This window comes from Bacteroides sp. AM37-9, from assembly GCF_003603455.1.
GTDB classification, from domain to species: Bacteria; Bacteroidota; Bacteroidia; order Bacteroidales; family Bacteroidaceae; genus Bacteroides; species Bacteroides xylanisolvens.
Map to the genome: position 1 here is coordinate 44410 of NZ_QTNF01000036.1, position 23937 is coordinate 68346.

Annotated in this window: 15 protein-coding genes and 1 tRNA gene; 5 read left to right on the plus strand and 11 right to left on the minus strand. The window is 42.3% G+C overall.

Annotation, left to right across the window (positions count from 1 at the left end; genetic code table 11):
* Positions 1–14 precede the first annotated feature (14 nt).
* Together DW862_RS20765 and DW862_RS20770 are read left to right on the plus strand one after the other, a co-directional pair.
* Entirely contained in the window at positions 15–1400 is a 1386-nt protein-coding gene (locus DW862_RS20765; RefSeq protein ID WP_004326932.1) for a GDSL-type esterase/lipase family protein, read from the plus strand.
* Positions 1401–1593: 193 nt separating this feature from the next.
* Complete coding sequence (locus tag DW862_RS20770) at positions 1594–3465, plus strand: PAS domain-containing sensor histidine kinase (protein WP_049702950.1); 1872 nt, start codon at positions 1594–1596, stop codon at positions 3463–3465.
* 73 nt (positions 3466–3538) lie between these two features.
* On the opposite strand, the gene DW862_RS20775 is transcribed toward DW862_RS20770, so the two are convergent.
* Positions 3539–3611, minus strand: a tRNA-Lys gene (locus DW862_RS20775).
* Between the two features lie 121 nt (positions 3612–3732).
* Here DW862_RS20775 and ettA point away from each other — a divergent pair.
* Positions 3733–5424 carry an energy-dependent translational throttle protein EttA gene (ettA, locus tag DW862_RS20780; protein ID WP_004311592.1) on the plus strand — a complete coding sequence of 564 codons (1692 nt, stop codon included), beginning with the start codon at positions 3733–3735 and terminating at the stop codon, positions 5422–5424.
* A 216-nt stretch (positions 5425–5640) separates the two neighbouring features.
* The gene (locus DW862_RS20785; RefSeq protein WP_120070180.1) at positions 5641–8994 is read left to right on the plus strand and encodes a TonB-dependent receptor domain-containing protein; all 3354 of its coding nucleotides are present in this window, start codon (positions 5641–5643) and stop codon (positions 8992–8994) included.
* A 230-nt stretch (positions 8995–9224) separates the two neighbouring features.
* Here the strand turns inward: DW862_RS20785 and DW862_RS20790 are convergent, their stop codons facing one another.
* From DW862_RS20790 to DW862_RS20835, 10 genes are all read right to left on the minus strand, one after another.
* The gene (locus DW862_RS20790) at positions 9225–10325 is read right to left on the minus strand and encodes an endonuclease/exonuclease/phosphatase family protein (RefSeq protein WP_120070183.1); all 1101 of its coding nucleotides are present in this window, start codon (positions 10323–10325) and stop codon (positions 9225–9227) included.
* A 45-nt stretch (positions 10326–10370) separates the two neighbouring features.
* Positions 10371–13028, minus strand: coding sequence for an ATP-binding protein (locus DW862_RS20795; protein WP_087321887.1), 2658 nt, complete (start codon positions 13026–13028; stop codon positions 10371–10373).
* A gap of 70 nt (positions 13029–13098) precedes the next feature.
* Positions 13099–14313 (minus strand): glycosyltransferase family 2 protein, encoded by a 1215-nt coding sequence (locus DW862_RS20800; protein ID WP_004311596.1) that lies wholly within the window; start codon positions 14311–14313, stop codon positions 13099–13101.
* Between the two features lie 49 nt (positions 14314–14362).
* Positions 14363–16855, minus strand: coding sequence for an acyltransferase family protein (locus DW862_RS26790; RefSeq protein ID WP_004311597.1), 2493 nt, complete (start codon positions 16853–16855; stop codon positions 14363–14365).
* A 6-nt stretch (positions 16856–16861) separates the two neighbouring features.
* Positions 16862–17716 (minus strand): glycosyltransferase family A protein, encoded by an 855-nt coding sequence (locus DW862_RS20810; protein WP_004311598.1) that lies wholly within the window; start codon positions 17714–17716, stop codon positions 16862–16864.
* An 87-nt stretch (positions 17717–17803) separates the two neighbouring features.
* Entirely contained in the window at positions 17804–18964 is a 1161-nt protein-coding gene (locus tag DW862_RS20815; RefSeq protein WP_120070187.1) for a glycosyltransferase family 4 protein, read from the minus strand.
* A gap of 38 nt (positions 18965–19002) precedes the next feature.
* Complete coding sequence (locus DW862_RS20820) at positions 19003–20121, minus strand: glycosyltransferase (protein WP_004311600.1); 1119 nt, start codon at positions 20119–20121, stop codon at positions 19003–19005.
* A 20-nt stretch (positions 20122–20141) separates the two neighbouring features.
* Entirely contained in the window at positions 20142–21617 is a 1476-nt protein-coding gene (locus tag DW862_RS20825) for a lipopolysaccharide biosynthesis protein (protein WP_120070189.1), read from the minus strand.
* Positions 21610–22722: a hypothetical protein gene (locus DW862_RS20830; RefSeq protein WP_008022119.1), complete on the minus strand. Its 1113-nt coding sequence runs from the start codon at positions 22720–22722 to the stop codon at positions 21610–21612. Before DW862_RS20830 ends, DW862_RS20825 begins: the two co-directional genes overlap by 8 nt.
* Positions 22723–22796: 74 nt before the next feature.
* Entirely contained in the window at positions 22797–23135 is a 339-nt protein-coding gene (locus tag DW862_RS20835) for a hypothetical protein (protein WP_004318597.1), read from the minus strand.
* 148 nt (positions 23136–23283) lie between these two features.
* Between DW862_RS20835 and DW862_RS20840 the strand changes: the two genes are divergently transcribed.
* On the plus strand, positions 23284–23937 hold a 654-nt coding region (locus tag DW862_RS20840; RefSeq protein WP_120070200.1), incomplete at its 3' end, for a Lin1244/Lin1753 domain-containing protein.

Here is a 23937-nt window from a genome sequence, read left to right on the forward strand (position 1 = left end):
AGTACATAGATACTATGAAACAGAAATTCTCTACTATTTTTATCTTGCTGCTTCTCTTTTTTGCTGGTTCACGAGTGGTAGCGCAAAATGCTCCGAAACCTTTTGATATTGAACAACCTTCACTTCGCGTATTTCTTCCTGCGCCGGAACTGGCTACAGGACGTGCTGTGGTTGCGTGTCCGGGAGGTGGATATTCACATTTGGCATTCGAACACGAAGGCTGTGATTGGGCGCCCTATTTCAATAAACAAGGTATTGCATTGATTGTGCTAAAATACCGGATGCCGAACGGTGATCGTACATTACCCATTTCGGATGCTGAAGCAGCAATGAAATTGGTGCGTGACAGTGCTGATGTCTGGAATTTGAACCCGAATGACATTGGTATCATGGGCTCTTCTGCCGGTGGACATCTGGCTTCTACCATTGCCACTCATGCCAAGCCCGAACTTCGTCCGAACTTTCAGATTCTTTTCTATCCTGTGATTACGATGGATAAATCTTATACCCATAGAGGCTCTCACGACAACCTTTTGGGAAAAGATGCTTCTGCTGAATTGGAACTTGAATATTCTAATGAAAAGCAAGTGACGAAAGATACACCGCGTGCTTTTATCGTATATAGTGATGATGATAAAGTTGTTCCGCCTGCTAACGGAGTTAATTATTATTTGGCGCTGAACAAGAACAATGTTCCTTCAGTGCTTCATATTTATCCTTCCGGTGGACATGGATGGGGAATTCGCGAGGGTTTCCTCTATAAGAATGAAATGTTGGACGAACTGACGTCTTGGCTCCGTAGTTTCAAAGTTCCTCATAAAGATGCTATCCGTGTAGCTTGCATTGGAAATAGTATTACGTATGGAGCACGTATCAAGAATCGTGATCGTGACAGTTATCCGGCCGTGTTGAGCCGTATGTTGGGAGAGGCTTATTGGGTAAAGAATTTCGGAGTCAGTGCACGCACTCTGCTGAACAAGGGCGATCATCCTTATATGAATGAAAAAGCTTATCAGGATGCGCTGGCTTTCAATCCTAATATCGTTGTTATCAAGTTGGGTACGAATGACAGTAAATCATTCAACTGGAAATATAAGGCCGACTTCACGAAAGATCTGCAAACAATGGTCGATGCTTTCAAAGCGTTGCCAGCTCAACCGAAGATTTATCTTTGTTATCCTTCTAAAGCCTATCAGACCGGTGATAATATCAACGATGATATCATCTCTAAACAAATCATTCCGATGATAAAGAAGGTTGCCAAGAAAAATAACTTGTCTGTCATCGATCTTCACGCAGCAATGGACGGAATGCCCCAGTTGTTTCCGGATAAGATCCATCCGAATGAAGAAGGGGCTAAAGTGATGGCAAAAGCTGTTTATCAGTCCTTGAAAAAGTAAAATAAGGAACTTGACGATTGTAAAATTTCCGGTTGAAATAATCTCTTTTACAGAAAATTTTAACCGGAAATTTTTTAGTTTAATCACAAATAATCTTCTTATAATATGCTAAAAAAAGTGTCTTTCTGAAAGTTAGATTTGTTACCAATCTGTATTTTTGCGCCCGAAAAATAATAAAATGATAAATAGCGTTATGAATAGACTACAAGATTTTACCTTTTTCTCGCAGTTGATGGCTAACGCTAATATGGGATGGTGGAAAGCCAATTTATCAACTGCGAATTATGAATGTTCTGACTTTATAGTAGAGTTATTAGGTCTGGATCAGACCGGAGTTATTAGTTTTGAAGATTTCAATAAACGTATTCAGAAAGAGGAACAACTTTCTACAACTGTTCATTCTTATGGTGTGTATCAACGGCCGGAGGTGGTGTATTTGCTTGATACGGTGAAAGGATCTGTTTGGGTACGTAGCAAGGTATGCTTTCAAGAAACGGATGAAGACGGAAACGAAATCATTTATGGTATATCCGAAGTGCAAGATGGTCCTGATATGGCATCTGCTTACCAAGCTTTGCAATACAGTGAGCGTCTCTTATCTAACATTTTCAAGTGTTTGCCTATTGGTATCGAATTATACGATATGGATGGGGTATTAGTGGATTTGAACGATAAGGAATTAGAAATGTTTCATATAGAGAAGAAAGAAGACGTATTGGGTATCAATATTTTTGATAATCCTATTTTTCCGAAAGAAATGAAAGAACGGCTGAAGAAAAATGAAGATGCCGACTTTACTTTCCGTTATGACTTCTCGAAGGTTGGATCGTATTATCAGAATACCCAAAAACAGGGTACGATTGATCTGATGACTAAAGTGACTACATTATATAATAGTGAGCATCAGCCAATAAACTATCTATTGATTAATGCGGATAAGACAGAAACAACGGTAGCCTATAATAAGATTCAGGAGTTTGAGGAGTTTTTTGAACTGGTCGGTGATTATGCCAAGGTCGGTTATGCCCACTTCAATATTTTGAGTGGACACGGCTATGCCCAAAAAAGCTGGTACAGAAATGTGGGTGAAGCGGATGAAACTCCGTTGTCCGACATCTTTGGCACATACCGGCATTTCCATCCCGATGACCGTGCCTTGTTGATTCGGTTTTTGGACGACGCACGAAAGGGACTTACTACCAAACTTAGCAAAGAGATGCGTGTTCTTAGGGAGGATGGCACATACACATGGACGCATGTCAATCTGTTAGTAAAGAAATATGCCCCGCAAGACCGGATTATCGAGATTATCAGCATCAATTATGATATCACAGAACTGAAAAGGACAGAAGAAATGCTTGTCAAGGCACGTGATAAAGCTGAAGCGTCCGATCGGTTAAAGTCTGCTTTCCTGGCTAATATGAGTCACGAAATCCGTACTCCTTTAAATGCTATTGTCGGCTTTTCAAGCCTGTTGACTAGTACGGAAAATGCAGCGGAAAAGGAACTATATAATTCTCTGATTGGACATAACAACAAACTATTATTAAATCTGATTAATGATGTAATTGATCTTTCTAAAATAGAATCCGGTTATCTGGAATTGCGTCCGGACTGGGTTAACCTTACCGAGCTTCTTGACGAGAGTGTAGCGGAGTATGTTCATCAAGTACCATCCGGCGTTGAACTTCTGACTAACTATCCGGCACATGATTCTCTGGTAGAACTGGACAAATTGCGTATCAAACAGATCTTGAGTAATTTCCTTTCGAATGCCTTAAAGAACACTACCACCGGACACGTGGAAGTCTTCTATGAGGTAGATCACCAATCTGTCAGAATCGGTGTTAAAGATACCGGTCGGGGCATCCCACAGAATATGCTTGAAAAGATATTCGAAAGGTTTGAGAAATTGGATTCCTTTGCTCAAGGGGCCGGTCTGGGCTTACCTATCTGCAAACTGATCGTCGAGAAGATGAACGGGCGGATATTAGTCGATTCCCAACTGGGGATAGGTACTACTTTTATAATCGAATTACCGTGTCGCTCTATGCTTGTAGAATAAGTATATGTGAAGAATATTAAAATAAAAATCCCTTGATAACGACTGATTATCAAGGGATTAATTTTATGTTTCGTGATCCGCCTGGGGCTCGAACCCAGGACCCCAACATTAAAAGTGTTGTGCTCTACCTGCTGAGCTAGCGAATCAATCCTTCAGTGCTTTCTTTCGAATGCGGGTGCAAAGGTAGAACATTTTTTTATAACTCCAAAAGAATTCAAACATTTTTCTTATCTTTGTGCCATTATCAACAATATATAATCATACATTATGGCTGCTGACGATAAAAAAATTATCTTCTCAATGGTAGGAGTGAGCAAAGCATTCACTCCTAATAAGAATGTGCTGAAAGACATTTACCTGTCGTTTTTCTATGGAGCGAAAATCGGTATTATCGGTTTGAACGGTTCTGGTAAATCAACGTTATTGAAGATCATCGCCGGTTTGGAGAAATCCTTTCAGGGAGAAGTCGTGTTTTCTCCGGGATATTCCGTGGGGTATTTGGCACAGGAACCTTATTTAGACAACACAAAGACAGTAAAAGAAGTAGTGATGGAAGGTGTGCAACCCATTGTTGACGCACTGACAGAATACGAAGAAATCAATCAGAAATTCGGTTTGCCGGAGTATTATGAGGATCAGGATAAGATGGATGCTCTTTTTGCTCGCCAGGGTGAATTGCAAGATATCATTGATGCAACTGATGCATGGAATCTGGATAGCAAGTTGGAGCGTGCAATGGATGCTCTCCGTTGTCCGCCTGAAGATCAGCCGGTAGAAAATCTCTCCGGAGGTGAACGTCGCCGGGTAGCTCTTTGCCGTTTGTTGCTGCAGAAACCGGATGTGCTTTTGCTGGACGAACCTACCAACCACTTGGATGCAGAGTCTATTGACTGGTTGGAACAACATCTACAACAATATGAAGGTACGGTTATTGCTGTGACGCACGACCGTTACTTCCTCGATCATGTTGCCGGATGGATTCTCGAACTAGACCGTGGTGAAGGTATCCCCTGGAAAGGTAACTACTCTTCCTGGTTGGAACAGAAGACCAAACGTATGGAAATGGAAGAAAAGACCGCCAGCAAACGTCGTAAAACACTGGAACGTGAGTTGGAATGGGTACGCATGGCTCCGAAAGCCCGTCAGGCGAAAGGTAAGGCACGTCTTAACTCTTATGACAAATTGCTGAATGAGGACGTGAAGGAGAAAGAAGAGAAACTTGAAATCTTTATTCCGAATGGTCCCCGTCTGGGTAATAAGGTCATTGAAGCCAAACATGTGGCTAAAGCATACGGTGATAAATTGTTGTTTGACGATTTGAACTTTATGCTTCCTCCTAATGGTATTGTCGGTGTGATTGGCCCTAATGGTGCGGGAAAGACGACATTGTTCCGCCTGATTATGGGATTGGAAACAGTGGATAAAGGAGAATTTGAAGTAGGAGAGACTGTAAAGGTGGCGTATGTAGACCAGCAACACAGAGATATTGATCCGAATAAGAGCGTATATCAGGTAATTTCCGGTGGTAATGAGTTGATCCGCATGGGTGGACGTGACGTGAATGCGCGTGCATACCTTTCCCGTTTCAATTTCTCCGGAGGCGATCAGGAAAAACTCTGCGGTGTATTGTCTGGTGGTGAAAGAAACCGTTTACACTTGGCGATGGCTTTGAAAGAAGAAGGTAATGTACTGTTGCTCGATGAGCCTACCAATGATATCGACGTAAACACTCTGCGTGCTTTGGAAGAAGGTTTGGAAGATTTCGCCGGCTGTGCAGTAGTTATCTCGCACGACCGTTGGTTCCTCGACCGTATCTGTACACATATCCTTGCTTTTGAAGGAGACTCCAATGTATTCTACTTCGAAGGTTCATATTCAGAATATGAAGAAAACAAAATGAAACGTTTGGGAAATGAAGAACCAAAACGCGTTCGTTATAGAAAGTTAATGACTGACTAGTATAAAGTAATAGATTGAAGCATTTATAATGCTTTCTGTTTCAAAATAAAAGGCTCTGCAAATATTGTAGAGCCTTTATCGTTTTATAACAAGGGAAAACGTTTATCTCTCTTAAAAAATTGTAGTATAATCGTAATGTAGTTCTAAATATTATTAATTATATTTGTGCACAGTTTTTAAAAGCAAACAATTTATATTAACTAATCAACTACATTTATGTTAAAGAGAATGCGATCTTTTTTAGTGCTAGTAATGTTATTTATTACCGTCACGATGAGCGCGCAGGTTACTACAGCCACGATGAGTGGTAAAGTGACCGCACAGGATGAACCAATCATTGGAGCAACAATCGTTGCGGTTCATGAACCATCAGGTACTCGTTATGGTACTGTGACTAACGTTAGCGGTCAATTTAATCTGCAAGGTATGCGTACCGGCGGCCCTTACAAAGTAGAAATTTCTTATGTTGGTTATCAAACAGCAATTTACAAGGGAATTAATCTGTTGTTGGGAGAGAATTATGTTTTAAATGTTTCTTTAAAAGAGAGTTCTGAACTGTTGGACGAAGTAGTAGTGACTGCTTCTAAAGAGAGTAATATGAAGTCTGATAGAGCTGGTGCTATTATGAATGCTAATCGTGATATGATTAGTAACACTCCAACTATTTCTCGTAGCATTAGCGATATTATGCGTCTTTCTCCGCAAGGTGCTGATGTTGGTAACGGTTTTGCAGTAGGTGGTGGTAACTATCGTCAGTCATTTGTAACAGTTGATGGTGCTGCTTTTAATAATACATTCGGGTTGGGAGGTAATCTTCCAGCTAACGGATCTCCAATTTCTTTGGATGCTTTGGAACAAGTTACAGTTGCTGTAACTCCATTTGATGTGCGCCAGAGTGGTTTTACAGGAGGTGCAATTAATGCGGTAACTCGTTCGGGAGATAATCAATTCCGTGGAACGGTTTATGGTTATTTTAATAATGAGAACCTGCGTGGTGATAAGGTTGAGGATTATAAACTGACTCGTTCTAAATCACAGTATTATACTTATGGTGCAAGTTTTGGTGGTCCTATAATTAAAGATAAGTTGTTCTTTTTTGTGAATGGAGAATATGAGGACAATGTAACAGCTGGTTCAAGTTATCAACCACGTACATCTTTAGATCAAGAATATACGGGAAATGTACGTCGTCCTGTTGAAAATACAATTGTTGACGGAAATGAGACTTGGGTTGGCTTGAATGATATGAGACAATATTTGAAAGAGAAATATAACTATGATCCAGGACGTTATAATAACTATTCTGTAAATACTCCGGCATATCGTATTATGGCTCGTTTGGATTGGAATGCAAATCTGAATAATAAGTTAAGTCTCCGTTTTACAAAGACTCATACAAAAGATTCAAATTTCCCATCAAGCTCTACTAGTCCTTTGAGTGCTGATGATATTTATCCAGGTGATACAGGATTGGGTATTCCAAAAGGAAAGGACTCTGGACGTAGTACTAAATATTCTATGAGTTTTGAGAACTCAAACTATTATCAAGTGCGTGATTTTACATCTGTAGCTGGTGAATGGAACTCTCGTTTCGCTAATGGAGCTATGAATAATATGTTACGTTTTGCATATTCTTATCAGAATGAGCCGCGTGAATATGATGGTAATCCATTCCCGACCGTTGATATATTAAAAGATGGTGCATCATATGCAGGTTTTGGTATGGATGTATTTACACAAGGTAATTTACGTAAAACTTCAGTATATACAGTAACGGATGAGTTTAATTGGAATGTTGGGATAAATAAGTTTATGGCTGGTTTCCAGTATGAACATACTAAGGCTACAAATGGCTATATGCAAGCTGGTGGAGGTTACTATGTTTATAGCTCATGGGATGATTTTGTAAATGGTAAGAAACCTGCTGCTTTTGGTATAACTCACTCTAATGCTGCGGATTTATCACAGTTTTATGCAGAAATGAAATTTCAACAATTCTCTCTATATTTGCAGGATGAAATAGCATTGTCTGAAAATCTTAAGGTTACAGGTGGACTTCGCTTTGAATTACCAATTTATCCCTCATTGAAGAATAACTATAATGAAGACTTTGCAAAATTGGATTTTGGAGGAACTCGTTATTCTACTGATCAGTTACCTGATGCTAAGCTTTCTGTATCGCCTCGTGTTGGTTTTAACTGGGATTTGACAGGCGAACGTAAATATGTGCTTCGTGGTGGTACAGGATTATTCGTGGGACGTTTGCCGTTCGTATGGTTAGTATCTGCTGTCGGAAACTCAAATGTTGGGCAAACGCAATATTTTTATAATAAGGTGGATGCTAACACAGGCAAACAACCCGATTTCCATACAAATGTAAATGATATTTTGAAAGATCTTTATGATGGGAAATTTACTCCGAATGAAGTTGTTGCTCCACAATCTCCAACTATTATTGATACAAATTTGAAGATGCCATCCACTTGGAAAACATCTTTAGCATTTGATATGAAATTGCCTGGTGATATTGATTTTACAGTTGAGGGTATTTATAGTCGCGATTATAATCCTGTAGTTGTTTCCAATACAGGTTACAAACCATCTGAAACGACAGTAACTCTAGCTCCGGGAGATGTACGTAATACATATACAATGTATAGTGATGCAACTTGGAGAAATAAATATCAAAATGTATATTTGTTAGAGAATTGGAAAAAGGGTGCATACTATTATTCTATTTCTGCACAATTACGTAAGAATTTTGATTTTGGTCTTGATGTATCATTTGCTTATACTCACTCAAAGGCACGGTCTTACAGTGATGGTATTGGTGATCAGGTAACGTCTGCTTATAAGACTAATACTTATTCTGTTAATGGTATTAATGAACATGAATTGGGATATGGTACTTATGTAGCACCAGATAGAGTATTAGCGACAATCGGATATCGCAAAGAATACGGAAAACATTTTGCAACAAGTGTATCACTATTGTATGAAGGTATGCAAATGGGTTTTGCTGGTAGTTATTCATACAGTCGTTATTCATATACTTTTGGTGGAAATGTGGTTGGTGATTATGGAGCAAACAATCTGTTGTATGTTCCTGCAACACGTGAAGAATTAGACAGCTGGAACTTTGTAGATTCAAAAGATAAATCAGGTAATGTTACTTATGCAGCTAAAGATCAAAAAGATGATTTTTGGAATTACATTAACCAAGATAGATATTTGAAAAGTCGCAAGGGTAAATATACAGAGAGAGGTGGAGCTAAAATGCCGTGGCATCATCAGATTGATTTTAAATTGAATCAGGACTTCTTCTTGAATGTTAATGGAAAGAAGAATATTCTACAAGTAGGTGTGGATATAAAGAATCTTCCTAACTTGCTTAATAATGATTGGGGGGTATATAAACAAGTAAATAATACTTCTTTGCTTAATTATAAGAATGGAGAGTTCACAATGAATAAGAATGGAAACAATGTGTTGACCGATACATATCGGACATATCAAAGTTTTAGATCTACTTATTCGGTACAATTTAGTGTACGTTACATTTTTAACTAATCGAGAATTAATCTTATAATATTAGAAAGCCGGACGACTTTGAGTTATCCGGCTTTTTTGTGTATAAAAATGGAATTGTATATAATTGGGATTTACAAATTGGTCATTATGAATATAGAGAGATAAATAAAAATAGAAGTAATCCCATGTTTAGGTTAAATAATGATTGTAAGGACCATAATAAGCGATTTACTACTTATATTATAATATGATTATTTTTTATATGTAGTTTACAACTTTACCCTCATCACCACCGGATTATGATCGCTATAATTAAGATCCGGCGAGAAGTAATCCGTGCTATTCAGTTCCGGTGAATGGAGAATGTAGTCGATTCTCAACAGATGCTTGAAGTACTTGAAAGTATACATATACCCATGCCCGCTCCTCTGAAAACCATCCTGCAACTTATCACCTTTTATAGTATGATAAACATACGAAGACGGCAGAGAGTTAAAGTCACCGCAGACTAGAGTAGGATAGGGGGAGGCGGCTATCAGTTGCTTGAGAAGATCAGCTTGTACGGCCCGTTTCCGGAAATTCTCATGTAAGCCGTCGATAAGTCCCAGGGCAGCATGTTCCACTCTTTGGGAATCATCCGTACGAAGTCCCTTTTCCAGTTTGCGTTTATTCTGGCTTACTTCTGTTGTTTGGAGATGATTGTTGAACAGGCGGATGGTGCGACCATTGATTTCAATATCACATGCAAGACTGCAATTTTTCGAATCAGGATAGATGATAAGATGCTCCTCCTTGATAGGATAACGGCTGAAAACAGCCAGTTGCAACAGATTCTTCCCTTCGGGCGAAGAAGGAATATAGTGATACGGCCAATTAGAAAGAGCTGCGGATATACTATCGATGCCAAACTCATCGTTAATGCCAAATTCTTGAAAACAGAGAATATCTGCTTGCAGATTTCTCATGTAAGAAGCAATCTCCTTGCATGAGTAGCCGGTATGCTCGTGGTTAAAGGCATCGACGTTGTAAGTAGCAACCGTCAACACTCCCGGAGTATATACATTCATTTTAACCATCGGTGACGAAGCCGGACTGAAAAAAGGCGATTGTAATACACAGCTCATATATCCCCAATTGCTGAATATAGCAATCAGAGGGATGAAAACCCAGCACCGCCAACGAATCGTCCAGTAGATAGCAGAAGCAAGATTAGCCAATAAAAGTATCGGCAGTATCAAACCGATGAAAGGCATAAATTTGAAACTATCCGGTGCGGCATTGCCTACGAAAGCACCCGCAATGGTAACTCCTGCCAAAATACTGGTCAGCACGATGGATATGTAATAAAACAGTCTGTAAAAGGCTTTCATTTAATCTAAATTATTTGCTGGTTATATCATGAGGGATTAAGCTCTCTACGAAGGAAGCAACCATTTATGAATCATTGCTTTCAACTTATCATCCGCTATTGGTTTAGCTATAAAATCATTGCACCCCGCTTCTTCAGCCGCTTTCCGGTCCTGTTCGTATGCAAAGGCACTTTGAGCAATAATAGGAACAGTGGCAGACAGTTCACGGATGATTTTTGTAGCTTCCAGTCCGTCCAGATTCGGCATCTTGATATCCATCAAGATAAGATCCGGTTTCACTTCATCGAACATCGTGACAGCTTCCATTCCGTCATGCGCACGTATAAGCTGATGGTCTTTACCTAGAATAGCCTTCAATAAGTCGAAATTGCTGTCCGTATCTTCGGCAACCAAAATACAGGCATGCCGTGTATTTGCAGAATTGTCAACACTCGAATCAGCAGTTTTTCCGGCAGATGCTATTCCAGCGATGTTTCCTTCACCATTCTCTTTCTTTGAAGAATCCACATTTGCAGGATTTGCAATCGTGTATGGCAAAGTAAATGTAAACGTCGTTCCCTTACCAAATTCGGAGCTGACGGAAATCTTGCCCCCGAGACGTTCAACGATAGACTTACAGATAGATAATCCCAACCCAGTGCCCTGTGCATGATTGTTCAGCTTTGCGAAACGCTCGAACACACGCCCCACTTTCTCCGGTTCAATTCCTGTTCCGGTATCCGTTACGTGGAATACAATCTGATTGTCCGCCAGTTTGTAACCATAACTGATGCTTCCTTCCTTCGTAAACTTGACAGCATTTCCAATCAGATTTGAAATCACCTGGAATACTCGATTCTTGTCCGTTTCAATCATCAGACTTTCGTCCGAGGATTCATAGACAAGGCTTACTCCCTGCGGAGTACGGAATATATGAGCATCGTGCACTTCCCGGCAGAGATTATGGAGACTAGCCGGTCCGAAGGAAAACTCGATGGTTCCCGATTCAATCTTCGAGAGGTCGAGAATCTCGTTGATAAGTTGCAGGAGACGTTCGTTGTTCGCGTTTACGATGTTATAATACGTCTTCCGTTCTTCCGCATCGTCGCTTTCGGCAATGAGATGCGAGAAACCTACGATAGCATTCAGCGGCGTACGTATTTCATGACTCATATTGGCGAGGAAGGCCGACTTCAGGCTATCAGACATTTCCGCTTTCTCTTTCGACGACTGAAGTTCCCGTTTTATTATTTCCAGCTCCGTGATGTCCCATTCGATGCTGACGATGATAGGCGAAGACAATTCGTCACCGTCCACCCGGATTTTCCGTTTGTCGAGGATAATCATGTTTCCGTTTCTGTCCTTTCCTTCAGCAGTCCAGTGCAGACCTTTTCCGGTGGTGGCCACCTGGATATCTTCTTGTCTCTTCTTTTCGGCTACGATAGGCGGGTAGAAATCGAAGTCATTCTTGCCGACAGGGTCGTTCTTATAAAGATCGCGGTTGTAGGCCTCCCGATTCCGGTAAATGTATCGGAAGTCGTTGTTGATTTCCTTCACTACAATCCCGGCAGGGAGATTGTTGATGGTTGTATCCATGATTTGGTTGAGCCGTTTGATTTGGGCTTCGTACCGAATCCTCTCGGAAATATCATGGGCAAACGACCAGTAACTTTCTTCTCCGGAATCATTGGTCACGTTGTACATCGTGCCTTCATAAGCCAATATACCTTTATTGATTTTAGATGGGTGATGAGCCACAAAGTTACTGCTGCCACCGTGTATGACATCTTTGCAACGTTCGTTCCAAGCCTCTTGTGTAGGCATATCTGCGGCGACATTGTAAATCTTTAATTGACTGATGTCTTCGTTTTCTGAAATACCATGATTGTACAGGAAACGACGGTTGGCAAAGATAATCGTGCCATCGGGCTTGGCGGCAAAGATACTTTCTTTGGCGTTGTTGATGGCATGAGTCAGTGTATTGATGTCATTTCTACGATGCTGTATGTCCGTGATGTTCTGGATATAGCCTTCGATATTGAAACTACCGTCGGAGCGTTGTTCACGCAGATAAGTCTGGATACGCATATAGAAGATTTCTCCGTTCAGGCGGACCCGGTAGCTGATGCTTTCCATGTTGAGTTCTTTTTCGTTCACCCGACACCATTCCATAAAACTCTGACGGTCTTCTTCTACAATCAGTTCCACATATTTCTCAATGGCAAGGTTTTGCACATTTTCCTCGCACAAAACACCGGTATATCCAAGATAATGAAAAATATTCTGTTTCGTATTGTACGTCCATTGTCCTATCTGGGCTACCTTTTGAATAGCCCGCAGGGTGAGATTTGCCTGTTCCAACTGTCTTTTTACGTTGCTTCTTTGCGTGATGTCGCGATATTGGCAAAGCACCATACCGTCATAAGGGAACATGAGGCATTTGAAGTAAAAAGTTTCGCCTTTCAGCACCAACTTGAAGTTCTTGCTGATGCTTCTTTGTTCTTCGAGTACAATCTGGAAGATGGGCATCACCCTCTCTCTCGTATATTCTGGTAAAAGCTCAAATATATTTTTTCCTAAAAGTATATCCTCTTGCAGAAACCATAGATCACAATGAGGCTCAATGTCTACGCAGACTCCGTGCCTGTCAACCAATAGCATTGTATCTGCCGTCAGTTTCAATATTCTTTGTGCGTTATTCGCATCATGTAATATTCTGTTCATGTCTGTTTTTTATTAGATGATAGAGACTAATGTCTTATAGTAAGGATAACAAAAGATAATAGCATTTGTTTTACTTTTCAGCGCGTTTCGCCTTTTCCCAGGCTCCGCTTCCTTTTTTCTTTTTCAGATAACGGATGCCTTTCAGCACATTGACATTCATAAATAAGAAATAGTAGGGGATAAAAAGCAACTTGTTTTTTATCTGTTTGGTGGATAGATAATATCCCCAATATCCCAATCCGTAAAAAAGAACCTGCATGGCAAGCAGCACTCCGTAGAATATCGCGGAACCGCCCAACAGCAGAATTGCAATATTCAGCGGGAAGAGAGCAAACAACAGGAACGGAGTAATAGACCATCGCAATACCCGGTGAGATGTATATTGAAAGCTAAGTATCCCGTAGCGGAAAGGATTCAGTAACGGACGAAGTCGCCAGATGGACTGCAATCCTCCGGCAGCGATGCGCACTTTCCGCTTTTCTTCTTCGCGCATATCTGCCGAACCGCTTTCGATGGCGTAAGCATTGGTGCAATAAGCAATGGTATAACCTTTCATGGTGATCCGGAGCGAAAGAATAAAATCATCGAGCAACGTATCCGGTTCCATTGCTTCGAATAGTTCACGACGCACGGCAAATAGTTCGCCTGCTGCTCCTACAGCAGAGTAGAGGCGGGCGTCAAGTGCTTTCAGTGTTGATTCGTATTTCCAGTAAATACCTTCCCCACCGGCAGCGGCTCCGTCTTTGGTCTGTACGGCGATCCGTTTTTCGCCGGCCACGCAGCCCACTTTCGGGTCTTGGAAAGCAAGTACGATTTCCCGTATTGCCTCCCGGTTTACCATGGTGTTGGCATCCGTAAAGACGACGAGCGGAGTGTCCACCAGCGTCATTCCACGTGTCATTGCGGCTGTCTTACCCTGTCGTAGGGGTTGGAAGTGTACGGTCGCTTTTCCCTGCCAACGGGTTTGCAGTCGTTCGTTTGTACTGTCGTCGCTTCCGTCTGTCACCCATACGATATGCAGTTTGTCCGCAGGGTAGTCCAGTTCAAGACTGTTCTCCATCTTTTCGTCTACAACATCTTCTTCGTTGAATGCTGTAATGAAGAGAGTCACTTCCGGCAAACCAGCGTCCGATGCCGGCAACGAACGCTTCACAGGTTTCACGAAAAGTTCTTTCAACTTGACGAGAACGTAAAGCACAATTCCGTAGCCCAGATAGGTGTAGAACACAATGAATAGGGCAAGCCAGAAAATAATTTCAAGGCAGAGGGTAATGGTTTCGTTCATGGTTAATATATATTTATTACTTTTTCTGTGTCTGATTTTTATAAACCGTTCACTTGATTCGCTTTTTTAATTCCTCCTTTTTATCCGAGTCTTTTAGCATATTTACAAAATAGAGGGCATCCGCTTTAACAGAAGCATCTGCTGTATTTGCTTCATACCGTTTCACGAAGTTTTCGGCATGTTCTGTCAGATACTTCCTGCAATCGATATTGAGCATAATCCCATTTTCATAGTTACTATAAGACAGTCCTGTAACACTGCTTCCGGCCTCAAGGGAGGTAATATCTTCTTTCTTTATACCAGATAGGTTGACTGTGAGAGAAGGATAATAAAAGTCTTCCTCACTGGGCAGATGAACGGTCAGTTTCAGTTTATGTTCATCTATCTTTGTCACTGCTGCTGTGCCGTGTGTACGATAGAAATTGTATTCATAATATTCTTCCTGGTTGGGTATCCACACGTTGTCCGCTCCCTTTTTTCCATAGTTATTGTTAATCCAGAGCAACAGATCCGCCCAAGAAGCATCTGTGCCATGAACACCGACATTGATAGCCATTCGTTCTTCCGGTGATAATTGTAGCTGTTTGTCGATTTCTTTTTTCAGATCCTCAATGGAATAGAACCCTCTGTTTAGTACCACCTTTTTTAAATCGTTTTCCGTTTTTGCCGGACATAGTGTTTCACCGTCGTTGGAAGTCATGGTCTGTATAGAAGAATGGACTTGTCCAGCGGTGATATATTCAGCAATTCCGCTTGGTTTAGCCAGCATTTTACATCCTCTGCCAGACAATTTCTCTTTGATGATATTCAAGGCAATGTCGTAATGTTTAAGTAGGTTATCGACAGTGATTTCTTCATTATCTATATTCACATCATGTATGGAGATGCCTGTTCCATAGTTCAGCATCTCTTTGACATCTCCCCATGTCAGCCCTGATTTCATGAAGAAGCGATAATATTCTTGCGTCTGTCCTTTGTAGATTTGTGTTTTGGCGTCCATCCATTCCCATTCCGGTGAGAGGGTGGTGGTAAATGAGAACCTGACTTCGTTTCCGGCTCCGTCCGTACTTCCCAATGTTTCACCAAGATAATAAATATCGGGTGGAAGGTCATCATATTGCAGGTGGCCGAGTTGATAATAATAACCGCTAGTCAAAGGTTTGCCATTGATGGCAGCCCACGTCCATGAGAAGGCGGCTTGTTTGCAGTCGTCTTGGGTAAGCATTAGGAGCCACGACTTATTGTATTTTAGTGCGGGAATAACCGTTTTTATGGTATTTTCTTCGGGCAAAGTGTTGCGGGTGTTGATTGTAATTTCCGCAGTATAGTTTTGGCTTTCATCCCCGAAAGGGTAGAAGAAGTCTGTGTCTACGATGATGTCTTTCCTTTGGGGAGAATTGTTGTTTCCTGAATTATCTTCTTTTTCATCGTCTTTGTCTCCTTGATATAAATTGATTTTTTTGATACAGGATACGTTAATAAGGCAGATTGCTAATAGCATGATGACTGTTTTTGTTTTTCCTAAAAACAATAAGCTGCTGAAGCGTGTCATTTCCAACAGTCTGATTATTCCCACGCAGAGAAGAATCAATAGAATGGAGATAGCTGGCGTTATAATAAAGTTGAACATGAAGAACCCGGTGTCCAACAGGTTGAACCGACTCAATACGTTGCCTTCAATCAAGATATGTATGGTATAGATGCCAAGTGTATATGTGCCCACTTTTTCGATTGCACGGAAATGCGGACGATAGATACGTTGCAGTAGCAAGAAGATAAACAGGCTTCCTGCGAAACCGATCAAATAGCGATAACAGATGATCGGCAATTTTTCCCATGGCGGATAACAAACGAACTTTCCTCCCAGATAATCGTACATACTCATTCCGGTGATGTAGATATAATCTTCTTTCTGATAGAAAGGGAGGAGTACAGCGAAAACGAGGAGTGAAGCGACCAGTAGTTTTCCCCGGTGTTTCATGATTACATCGATATATTTGTGCATAAAATACCCCATCCAAAAGAATGGATACATAAACTTGTCGAGGTGCAGACGTCCGTTGTCCGGCAATGCGAGGAAACACAGAAGCGAGATGACGAAAGCGGCTGTATCTTTTTTGAATATTTTCATGCTGACGATGGCAAGTGTGAAACAGATGAAAACGGAGCGTAAGAACCAGAAACGGGTGAATGTCTCTATAAAAAGAGATTTCAACGTTCCGGTTGGAGACGGGATCATTCCTTCATAGAGCATATATCCGATGTTGATTGCGACCAACACTAATGACCAGCCGAAACAAGGAATTATTAACTGTTTGAATCTTCGGGTTACATTCGGTATGAGTGGCTTTCCGATGGATTTACTGAAAAAGAAACCGCTGACCAACATGAATATGGGCATGTGGAAAGAACAGATAAATTCATGTACCGGATTGGTCCAGAAGTCGTTGCCGTCTCCCATATTTTGGATAGAATGTCCCCAGACTACAATAAAAATGCAGATACCTTTGATGAAGTCAATATATTCTATTCGTTTTCCCATACTTGTTTATTTGTTCTTTATCAGATTGCTGTCTTCGTCTTTATATTCTTTCTTTTTAGTAAATATTCCCCCCAGTCCTTTCAGACCTTTGGCAACGCGCACTTTAAAGCTGTTGAACAGGCTTCCGTCAGCTCCCACCGTTCCATATCCTGTTACGGCGCGTGCTTTGCGGTTGCGGATAAAGGCTATTTTGCCGAATTGCTTGAGTTGCAGAGCAAGATAACCGTCTTCACCTCGGATGATATCGGTGCGTATGCCGGTTTTCCGTGCATACTCTGTGCGATAGGCAAGAACCAATCCACGCACACTAAGTTCGGGACGTTTGAATGATTGCATCCACAAGTGCAAATCGCGGGCAGCTTCGTAGATTTTCAGTCCCCATCGCGAGTGTTTCTCATCCGGAATGTAGCTCCATAAAGAGCAGACGGCCACAATGCCCGGGCGTTCGAGGGTGTTTACCATCATTTCTACGTATTTCGGAGGGTACATAGTGTCGGAGTCAATATTGATATGATATTTACCTCGGGCATGGTTCAGTCCGCAAAGGCGGGCGAATCCGCAACTATGTTGGGTTTCTGTATAATAAGGTACACCGCATTGCCGGAATATCTCCGCCGTGCTGTCTTTCGATTCGTTGTCTACCCCGATAATTTCTACAGGATATTTGCATTCCATCTCGCTCAAAGACCACAGGCAGGCAAGCAGATGTTTCTCTTCGTTGTAGCCGATAATTGAAACGGTGACAAGCGGTTCATCACTTTGCAGCTTTGCAATATTCTGCCGCACTTCTTCAATGGCAGATGCGGGTGCTTCTGCAAACGGTTTTTCATAAACTTGTAAATACTTACTATACCAAATCATCTTTATAAAGGATTAAATTAAGTATTAAGTATCAAGTATTAGCCATGTGGGATAAATGTACTAGCAGCCACGCTTAATACTTGATACTTAATACTTAATACTTAAATTTGTTTCAAATAATTTTTTCCATTCTCGGGCAATATGTTCAATTTTAAAACGCTCTACGTCGGTGCGGGCTTGTATTCCCATCTTCCGGCGGACGTCTTCATGTTCTATCAGGTAGCAGATTTTGTCTGCCAGTCCTTCTATATCTCCATTTTCCACAAGCAGACCGTCTTTGCCATCGGTGATGATGTCTTTCGGGCCGCAGGGACACGTGAACGATACGGGTGGTACTCCACACGCCATTGCTTCGATGATCACCATGCCGAATCCTTCGAAACGTGAGGACAGAACAAAGATGGAACTTTCACAATATTTCTCAACAATATTCTGCACGTTATGTTCCAGGATACAGTTGGAGGTGATTCCGAGTTCGTCAATCTGCCGCTGGAGTTGCTCTCTCATGCCATCGCCGTAGATTCGTAATACCCAGTCCGGATGTTTCTTGCTGACGATGCTCCATGCGGGGATAAGTCGGTTAAATCCTTTCTGCGGCACATATCTGCCTACTGCGATTACTTGTTTCCGTAATCCGTCGGACTGACGTTCGGGGAAGAAAGGAAGCGGATTATAGATTACTTTTACATTATCGAGTTCCGTCCATTCAGCGGCATCTTCGTGGCTAAGCACAATGAAATTCCGCAGTTGTTTCAATTGGCGGATGAGTTGGTGCCGCCAGTATTTCTTACCTAATTTTTTGAGGAATCCCGGTAGACGGTTGTTGTTGAAATCCCGATAGTTGGATTTGTTAAAATGTATCTCTCCCAACTTGACACTGCCGTCTTTCATTTGGTTGATGAAGTTGATGTCGCGGCGGAGAAGGGAGATTGTGATGTCCGGACGGATTTTACATAGACATTCGTTCAGCCTTTTCTTGAATAGCCGTTGCTTGGTGCTGTATTCAAGAATCCGTGCGAATAACGGGCGTCCGTATAATGCGTCGTAGTTGATGTCGAGTTGGTGTATGGTGATTGATGGGTGCAGTTTATAATATGGCTCCTTGTCTTTTCCGTCGGTAAGGATGATATGTATCTCGTAGCCGAAGTGCTCCGTAAAATAGTTCGCCTTTAGTGTGAGAACCCGCTCCATACCGCTGGGGTAATAGAGAGAGGGGATACAGTAGGCTATTTTTATCTTTTTATCCATCAGATATTGTTTGTTTTTTCAGATATATCTATGTGAAATCAGATTTCGGTTTCATGAATGACTTTTCTCATTTGTGCTGTCCATGACAGTGCTCTGACCGTTTCGCGTATCTCCGGTGGAGACATTTGTTGAGAGCGTTGGAAGTTTATCAGTCCGCAAATGTCGATGGGCGATTCATCCGGTGGCACTTTCCATACATAAGGCATCCGGTCGAAATCTTCGTCCGTTTCCGAGTAGGTGAACGAAAGCCCTCGTGCGGCATATTCACGGTTTTTTAGTGTTTTGATGTAGGTGATTCCGCTCCGGTGACGTCCCAGGCTGCCTATGGCAAAATCTGCTTTTTCAAATTGTTCGTCCAGTTTGTCACTGTGTAGGGGGCCGTGCAGGATGACGTACGGTTCCAGATGGTTGTCGCGGATGGCAGGCAGTATTTCTTCCTGTTCGCGTATGCCGGACAGGGGACCTACGATGTGGAAATAAACTTTGTATTCCGGATTTGTACGGTAGTATTCGGCTAGTCCGTGTATCAACCGGTCGAATCCGTGCCAGTAGTGCACTTCGGCCACTCCAATCAGATGAAGTTCGCGTGAGGTGTCGTTCATCGTTCGTTTGATAGGGATTGCTTCGAAGTCTATTCCGTTGGAGATCCGTATCGTTTTTCCTCCAAAAATATGTTCGGCGTTGGAGAAGGTGACGATACCGTCCAGCTCTTTGGCTAGCCGGTGGCGGAAACAGCGGTCGATGGCGAGATTGAATTTCATCGACCATGCCACATATTCCTGATCGTAAGGATAGGTAGGTATTTCCATTACCACTTTCGCTCCCATCCGTTTCAATTTTCTGACTAGTTGCAGGGTGAACGGGCTTGCGTTGTGAAAGGAACGCATATATATAAATTCTATTTTCTCGCGGCGTACATATTCAGTGATGGGGGAGTAGTAGACACGTTTCCATATCTTTGCAGTGAATCCGGTTCCGAAATCGGCAATGACTTCGTCGTCTATTATCCATCGGCGCTCACCGTTGGGAGTGGTTTGATAGTAACAGGTACGCACGTCCAATCCGCACTCTTTGAGGGCTTTTACCTGATAATGTATTTTTTTACTTATTCCATTCGCTTTATCAAAGCCGTGGAACATAAGAAATAAGGCTTTCATTCTTTGTTGTTGTCTCAAATCTATAATTGCTTATTTTGTTTTTTTATATACTTGCCAGCTATTTTTTTCACTTTTCCTATGATGTCATATTCATGTGTAGCCTGTATATATCCTCCAAAGATAATAAAACTAATGATACTTTTGGTAATAATTGTCACGAAAATGTTCATTCCTTCCGTTGTATACTGCACAGGCAGGAGGCACGCTGTCATTAACCCGCTGACTGCCAGCGGGGAAAGGAGTTGACGGACGAACGTCCATACCTTTCTCCGGAACGTTACGTGATACATCTGCCAGTAGCATTGCACGAAGTTGACGGTAAATGTCAATACGATACAGGTTGCCACTGCGGTGAGCGTGCCGAAATAGAAGATACCAATCAGCATTCCCGCCACGTTGAGGGTGGATGAGAATACGCCGCAGATGAACAGGCTCCGGGTGTCTCCGGCAGCCTGAAAAATGGAGCCGGAAGAGGAGAGTATAATTTGCACGCCTACCGAGAGGGAGAGTATGCGGAATACGGGTACGGAGGGCAGCCATTGGTTGCCGAATATAATCAGTGTCACTTCTTGTGCTGTAAAGAAAAGCAATACGCTCATGGGTAACCCTATGAAAGAGAGTATGCGGACAATGCGTTCATAGGAGGACGCCAGTTTTGCTTTGTCATCTTGGAAATCGCTGAAGATGGGGTGCATCACCGGAGTGATGACTTGTGTGATGTTTTGCAAGGGAAGCATCATGAGCCGGTAAGATTTTTCATAATATCCCAAGTCGGACATGCTCATGTGTTTTCCTATCAGCAGTTTGTCCAGATTACGACTGAAATAGTTGATGACGTTGAACAGGAATTGATAGGCCGAATATGAAAAGATCTTGCGGAGTGCTGTCAATCCCCATGTGAAGCGCAATCGTTGCGGATAGCGCTGGTAGGAAATGACAAATATCAGTATGCTGGAGATGATCGGGGTGATAATCAGTGCGTAGAGTCCTGCTCCGCAGAGGGCTGCCGTAACCGCTCCCGCACCTCCGGCTATCTGGATAGTGAAACTGCGGACAGCGATGTATTTGAATTCTTTGTTGCGATAGAACATGGCTCCGGGCACGATGGTGGCGGAGGCAAAGAAGAGGTTGACGGACAGAAGTTGGCACAGGATGCGCAAGATCTGGCTGTCGTAGTAGTCGGCAATCAGCCATGAGGCGGCGAAGAAAAGCAGGCTGATTCCGATGCCCGTCCATACGGTAAATGAGAAGATGTCCGACAAATCATCTTTAGTCAGCGATTTGTGCTGCACGATGGCGGGAGACACTCCCATGTCGGTGAGAAGATTGAAGAAGGCGATAATGACGGTGGCAACAGCTACGATGCCGAAGTCGTCCGGTGATAGCAGACGGGCCAGAATTCCCGCCACAACAAGGGATATGAGGACGCCACTGTATTTGGCCAGCGCTGTGTAAAATACCCCCGAAAATAATTGACTCTTAATGTTATTAGCCATTGATTGCCTGTTTATATGTTTGCGCATATGCTTGTCCCACTTTGCGGATGCTCATGTTTTCCATACCGTATGTGTAATTCACTTCCCCTTGTCCCCATGCGGCAAGCCGGCGGGCTTCTTCGAGTGCTCGCAGGATGTCTTTCTTGTCGTCGGGATCGAAAGTCGGGTTACCGGTTTCGGAAAGCAGTTCGCCGATGTTTCCCACCTTGGGACCCACCACGACTTTGTGGTAGAGGAAGGCGAGGGGGACATTGCCCGAATTCAGTATATCTTTCCGCTGGATGAATATCACGTCTGAAGCAGCCATATAGTAGGGCAGATCGCAGTTGTCTATCAGTTCGTCGTTAGCTCCCGCCTGTAGTTTATACATACGGTTGAGCAGCGGCATGAGCAGATAGTATCCGGCTTTTGAAATCCATCGTTTGATGAAATTCTTGCCATAGCTGTTGCGTCTCGAGAAAGGGTAGAGGCGCGGAGCCAGCAGCATCTTGTGCTCCTCGTCCCAGGCGCGGAAAGCTCCGAGCACCATGCGTATTTCTTCACGGTTGCGGAATTTTCCGAAAGCTGTGACGATGAATGCATCTTGCGAGAGGTTGAGATACTGACGTGCACGCTCTACGCTGATATCTTCTTTATAGGTATACTGGTAAATGTGATGAGGAATGACAACATTCTGACTGTCAGGATACTTTGTGAGAAATTCGTCACGGCTAAACCGTCCCATGTGTGCAACGATATCACTCTGCGATTCGATAATGTCATAGGCCCGGCTGATGATTCCGTTTGCGTAATGCGGACGGACATTGTGGCGTGTGTAGACAAAACGTGCTCCCCTGGAACGAAAAAAACTGATTCGCTCTTCCAGACGCCTGATGATATCAGGATCGTTGCATGTCCATCCCACCACTTCTTCCGGCCACTGGAAATGTATGATATCATAATGCTTATCCGATTCCCAAAACTCTTTTGTGGAACATCGCACGTCGATTCCAGCCATTCTGATAGCATCGCATAAGATAGGAACAAATAGATTGTCGGTTTCTCCGTTTTCTCTGAAAACGATCAGTGCTTTTATTGATGGGCTGTCTGTTTCGCTATCACTCATTTTTTAAGTTTTAAAGACCTTTATTACATTGCAAATGTAATAAAACTTATGATAAGTTTCTCCTTTTCTGTGTTTTAATTGCAGTTTAAGTTGCTATTTGAGGAAATCTGAAACAGGTCTAATGTTTTTATAAGCCGTTTTTCTTCTTGGGTATAAGGAATGTGGTGACTTTCAATATATTGCTTGAGGAAGAGACAAGCATGTATGAAAATGTCTGCTTTCATATAGCTGGTGAAATTTATGTAACGGTAGTAGGAGGCTTCACTGATGTCGATATGCACGCAGAGGTCTACTGTGGCTAGCCGTGACGTTTTCAGGAGCTTTTTTATCAGCATTATTCTGTTCTGGTAATGCTCGTTCACTATTTTATTTTCTTCTATTTCTTCCAACGTTTGGTTGCGTTTTGTGTCCATATTGTTTGGGATTATTAATAATTTTTGGCAAAGGTCGGATAAAAAATATATAATCCCCCTCTCATTTTTGCGATAGCTGGAATAAAATACATTTTGCACCTTTGCGCCCCGGAAGTATTAAATGTGGAATAATAAATGATAAATGAAAATGAAGAAAGATCAGTATTTCAATTTGGAGGTAAATTTGTTGAATGACGACAATATTGCCTGTATGATGACGGAAATGAATGCCGCGGAAGCACTCGGAATTTACGTGATGTTGCTGTTGCATCTGCGCACTAAAGATACTTATGAGGCGTCGTGCAAACCGGTTTTACTGAAGGCCATGGCCCGGCGGTATGATGTGGATGAAGTTGCGGTGGAGCGGGTACTTCGCGAATTCGATCTCTTCGAACTGGATGAGGAACGACAGATGTTTCGTTCTTCCTACTTGGATAGGGTGATGAAAAGCTTGGAAGAGAAGCGGAAAATGGACATCGAAAACGGTAAAAAAGGAGGGCGTCCGAAAAAGGTGGCAAAAAGTGCTGAAACGCCCGTCAGTAAAGGGAGAAAACCCACTGAAAACCAGAAGAGGAGAGAAGAGGAGAGTAAAGAAGAGGAGAGTAAAGGAAGTGTTTCTGTTGTAAACAATAATAGGAGTAATATAGAAACACCGTCTCTTGTGAGCCGTTTGGCGGATGAAGGCAATCATTGTCCGTTACAACCCGTGTTGCCTTGGGAAAAGTTGGTGGACCAACTTTCTACTTTCCAGGCACAGTTGCAAATATCCGTGGCTTATTTTTGTAGTATAGGTCTATATTTT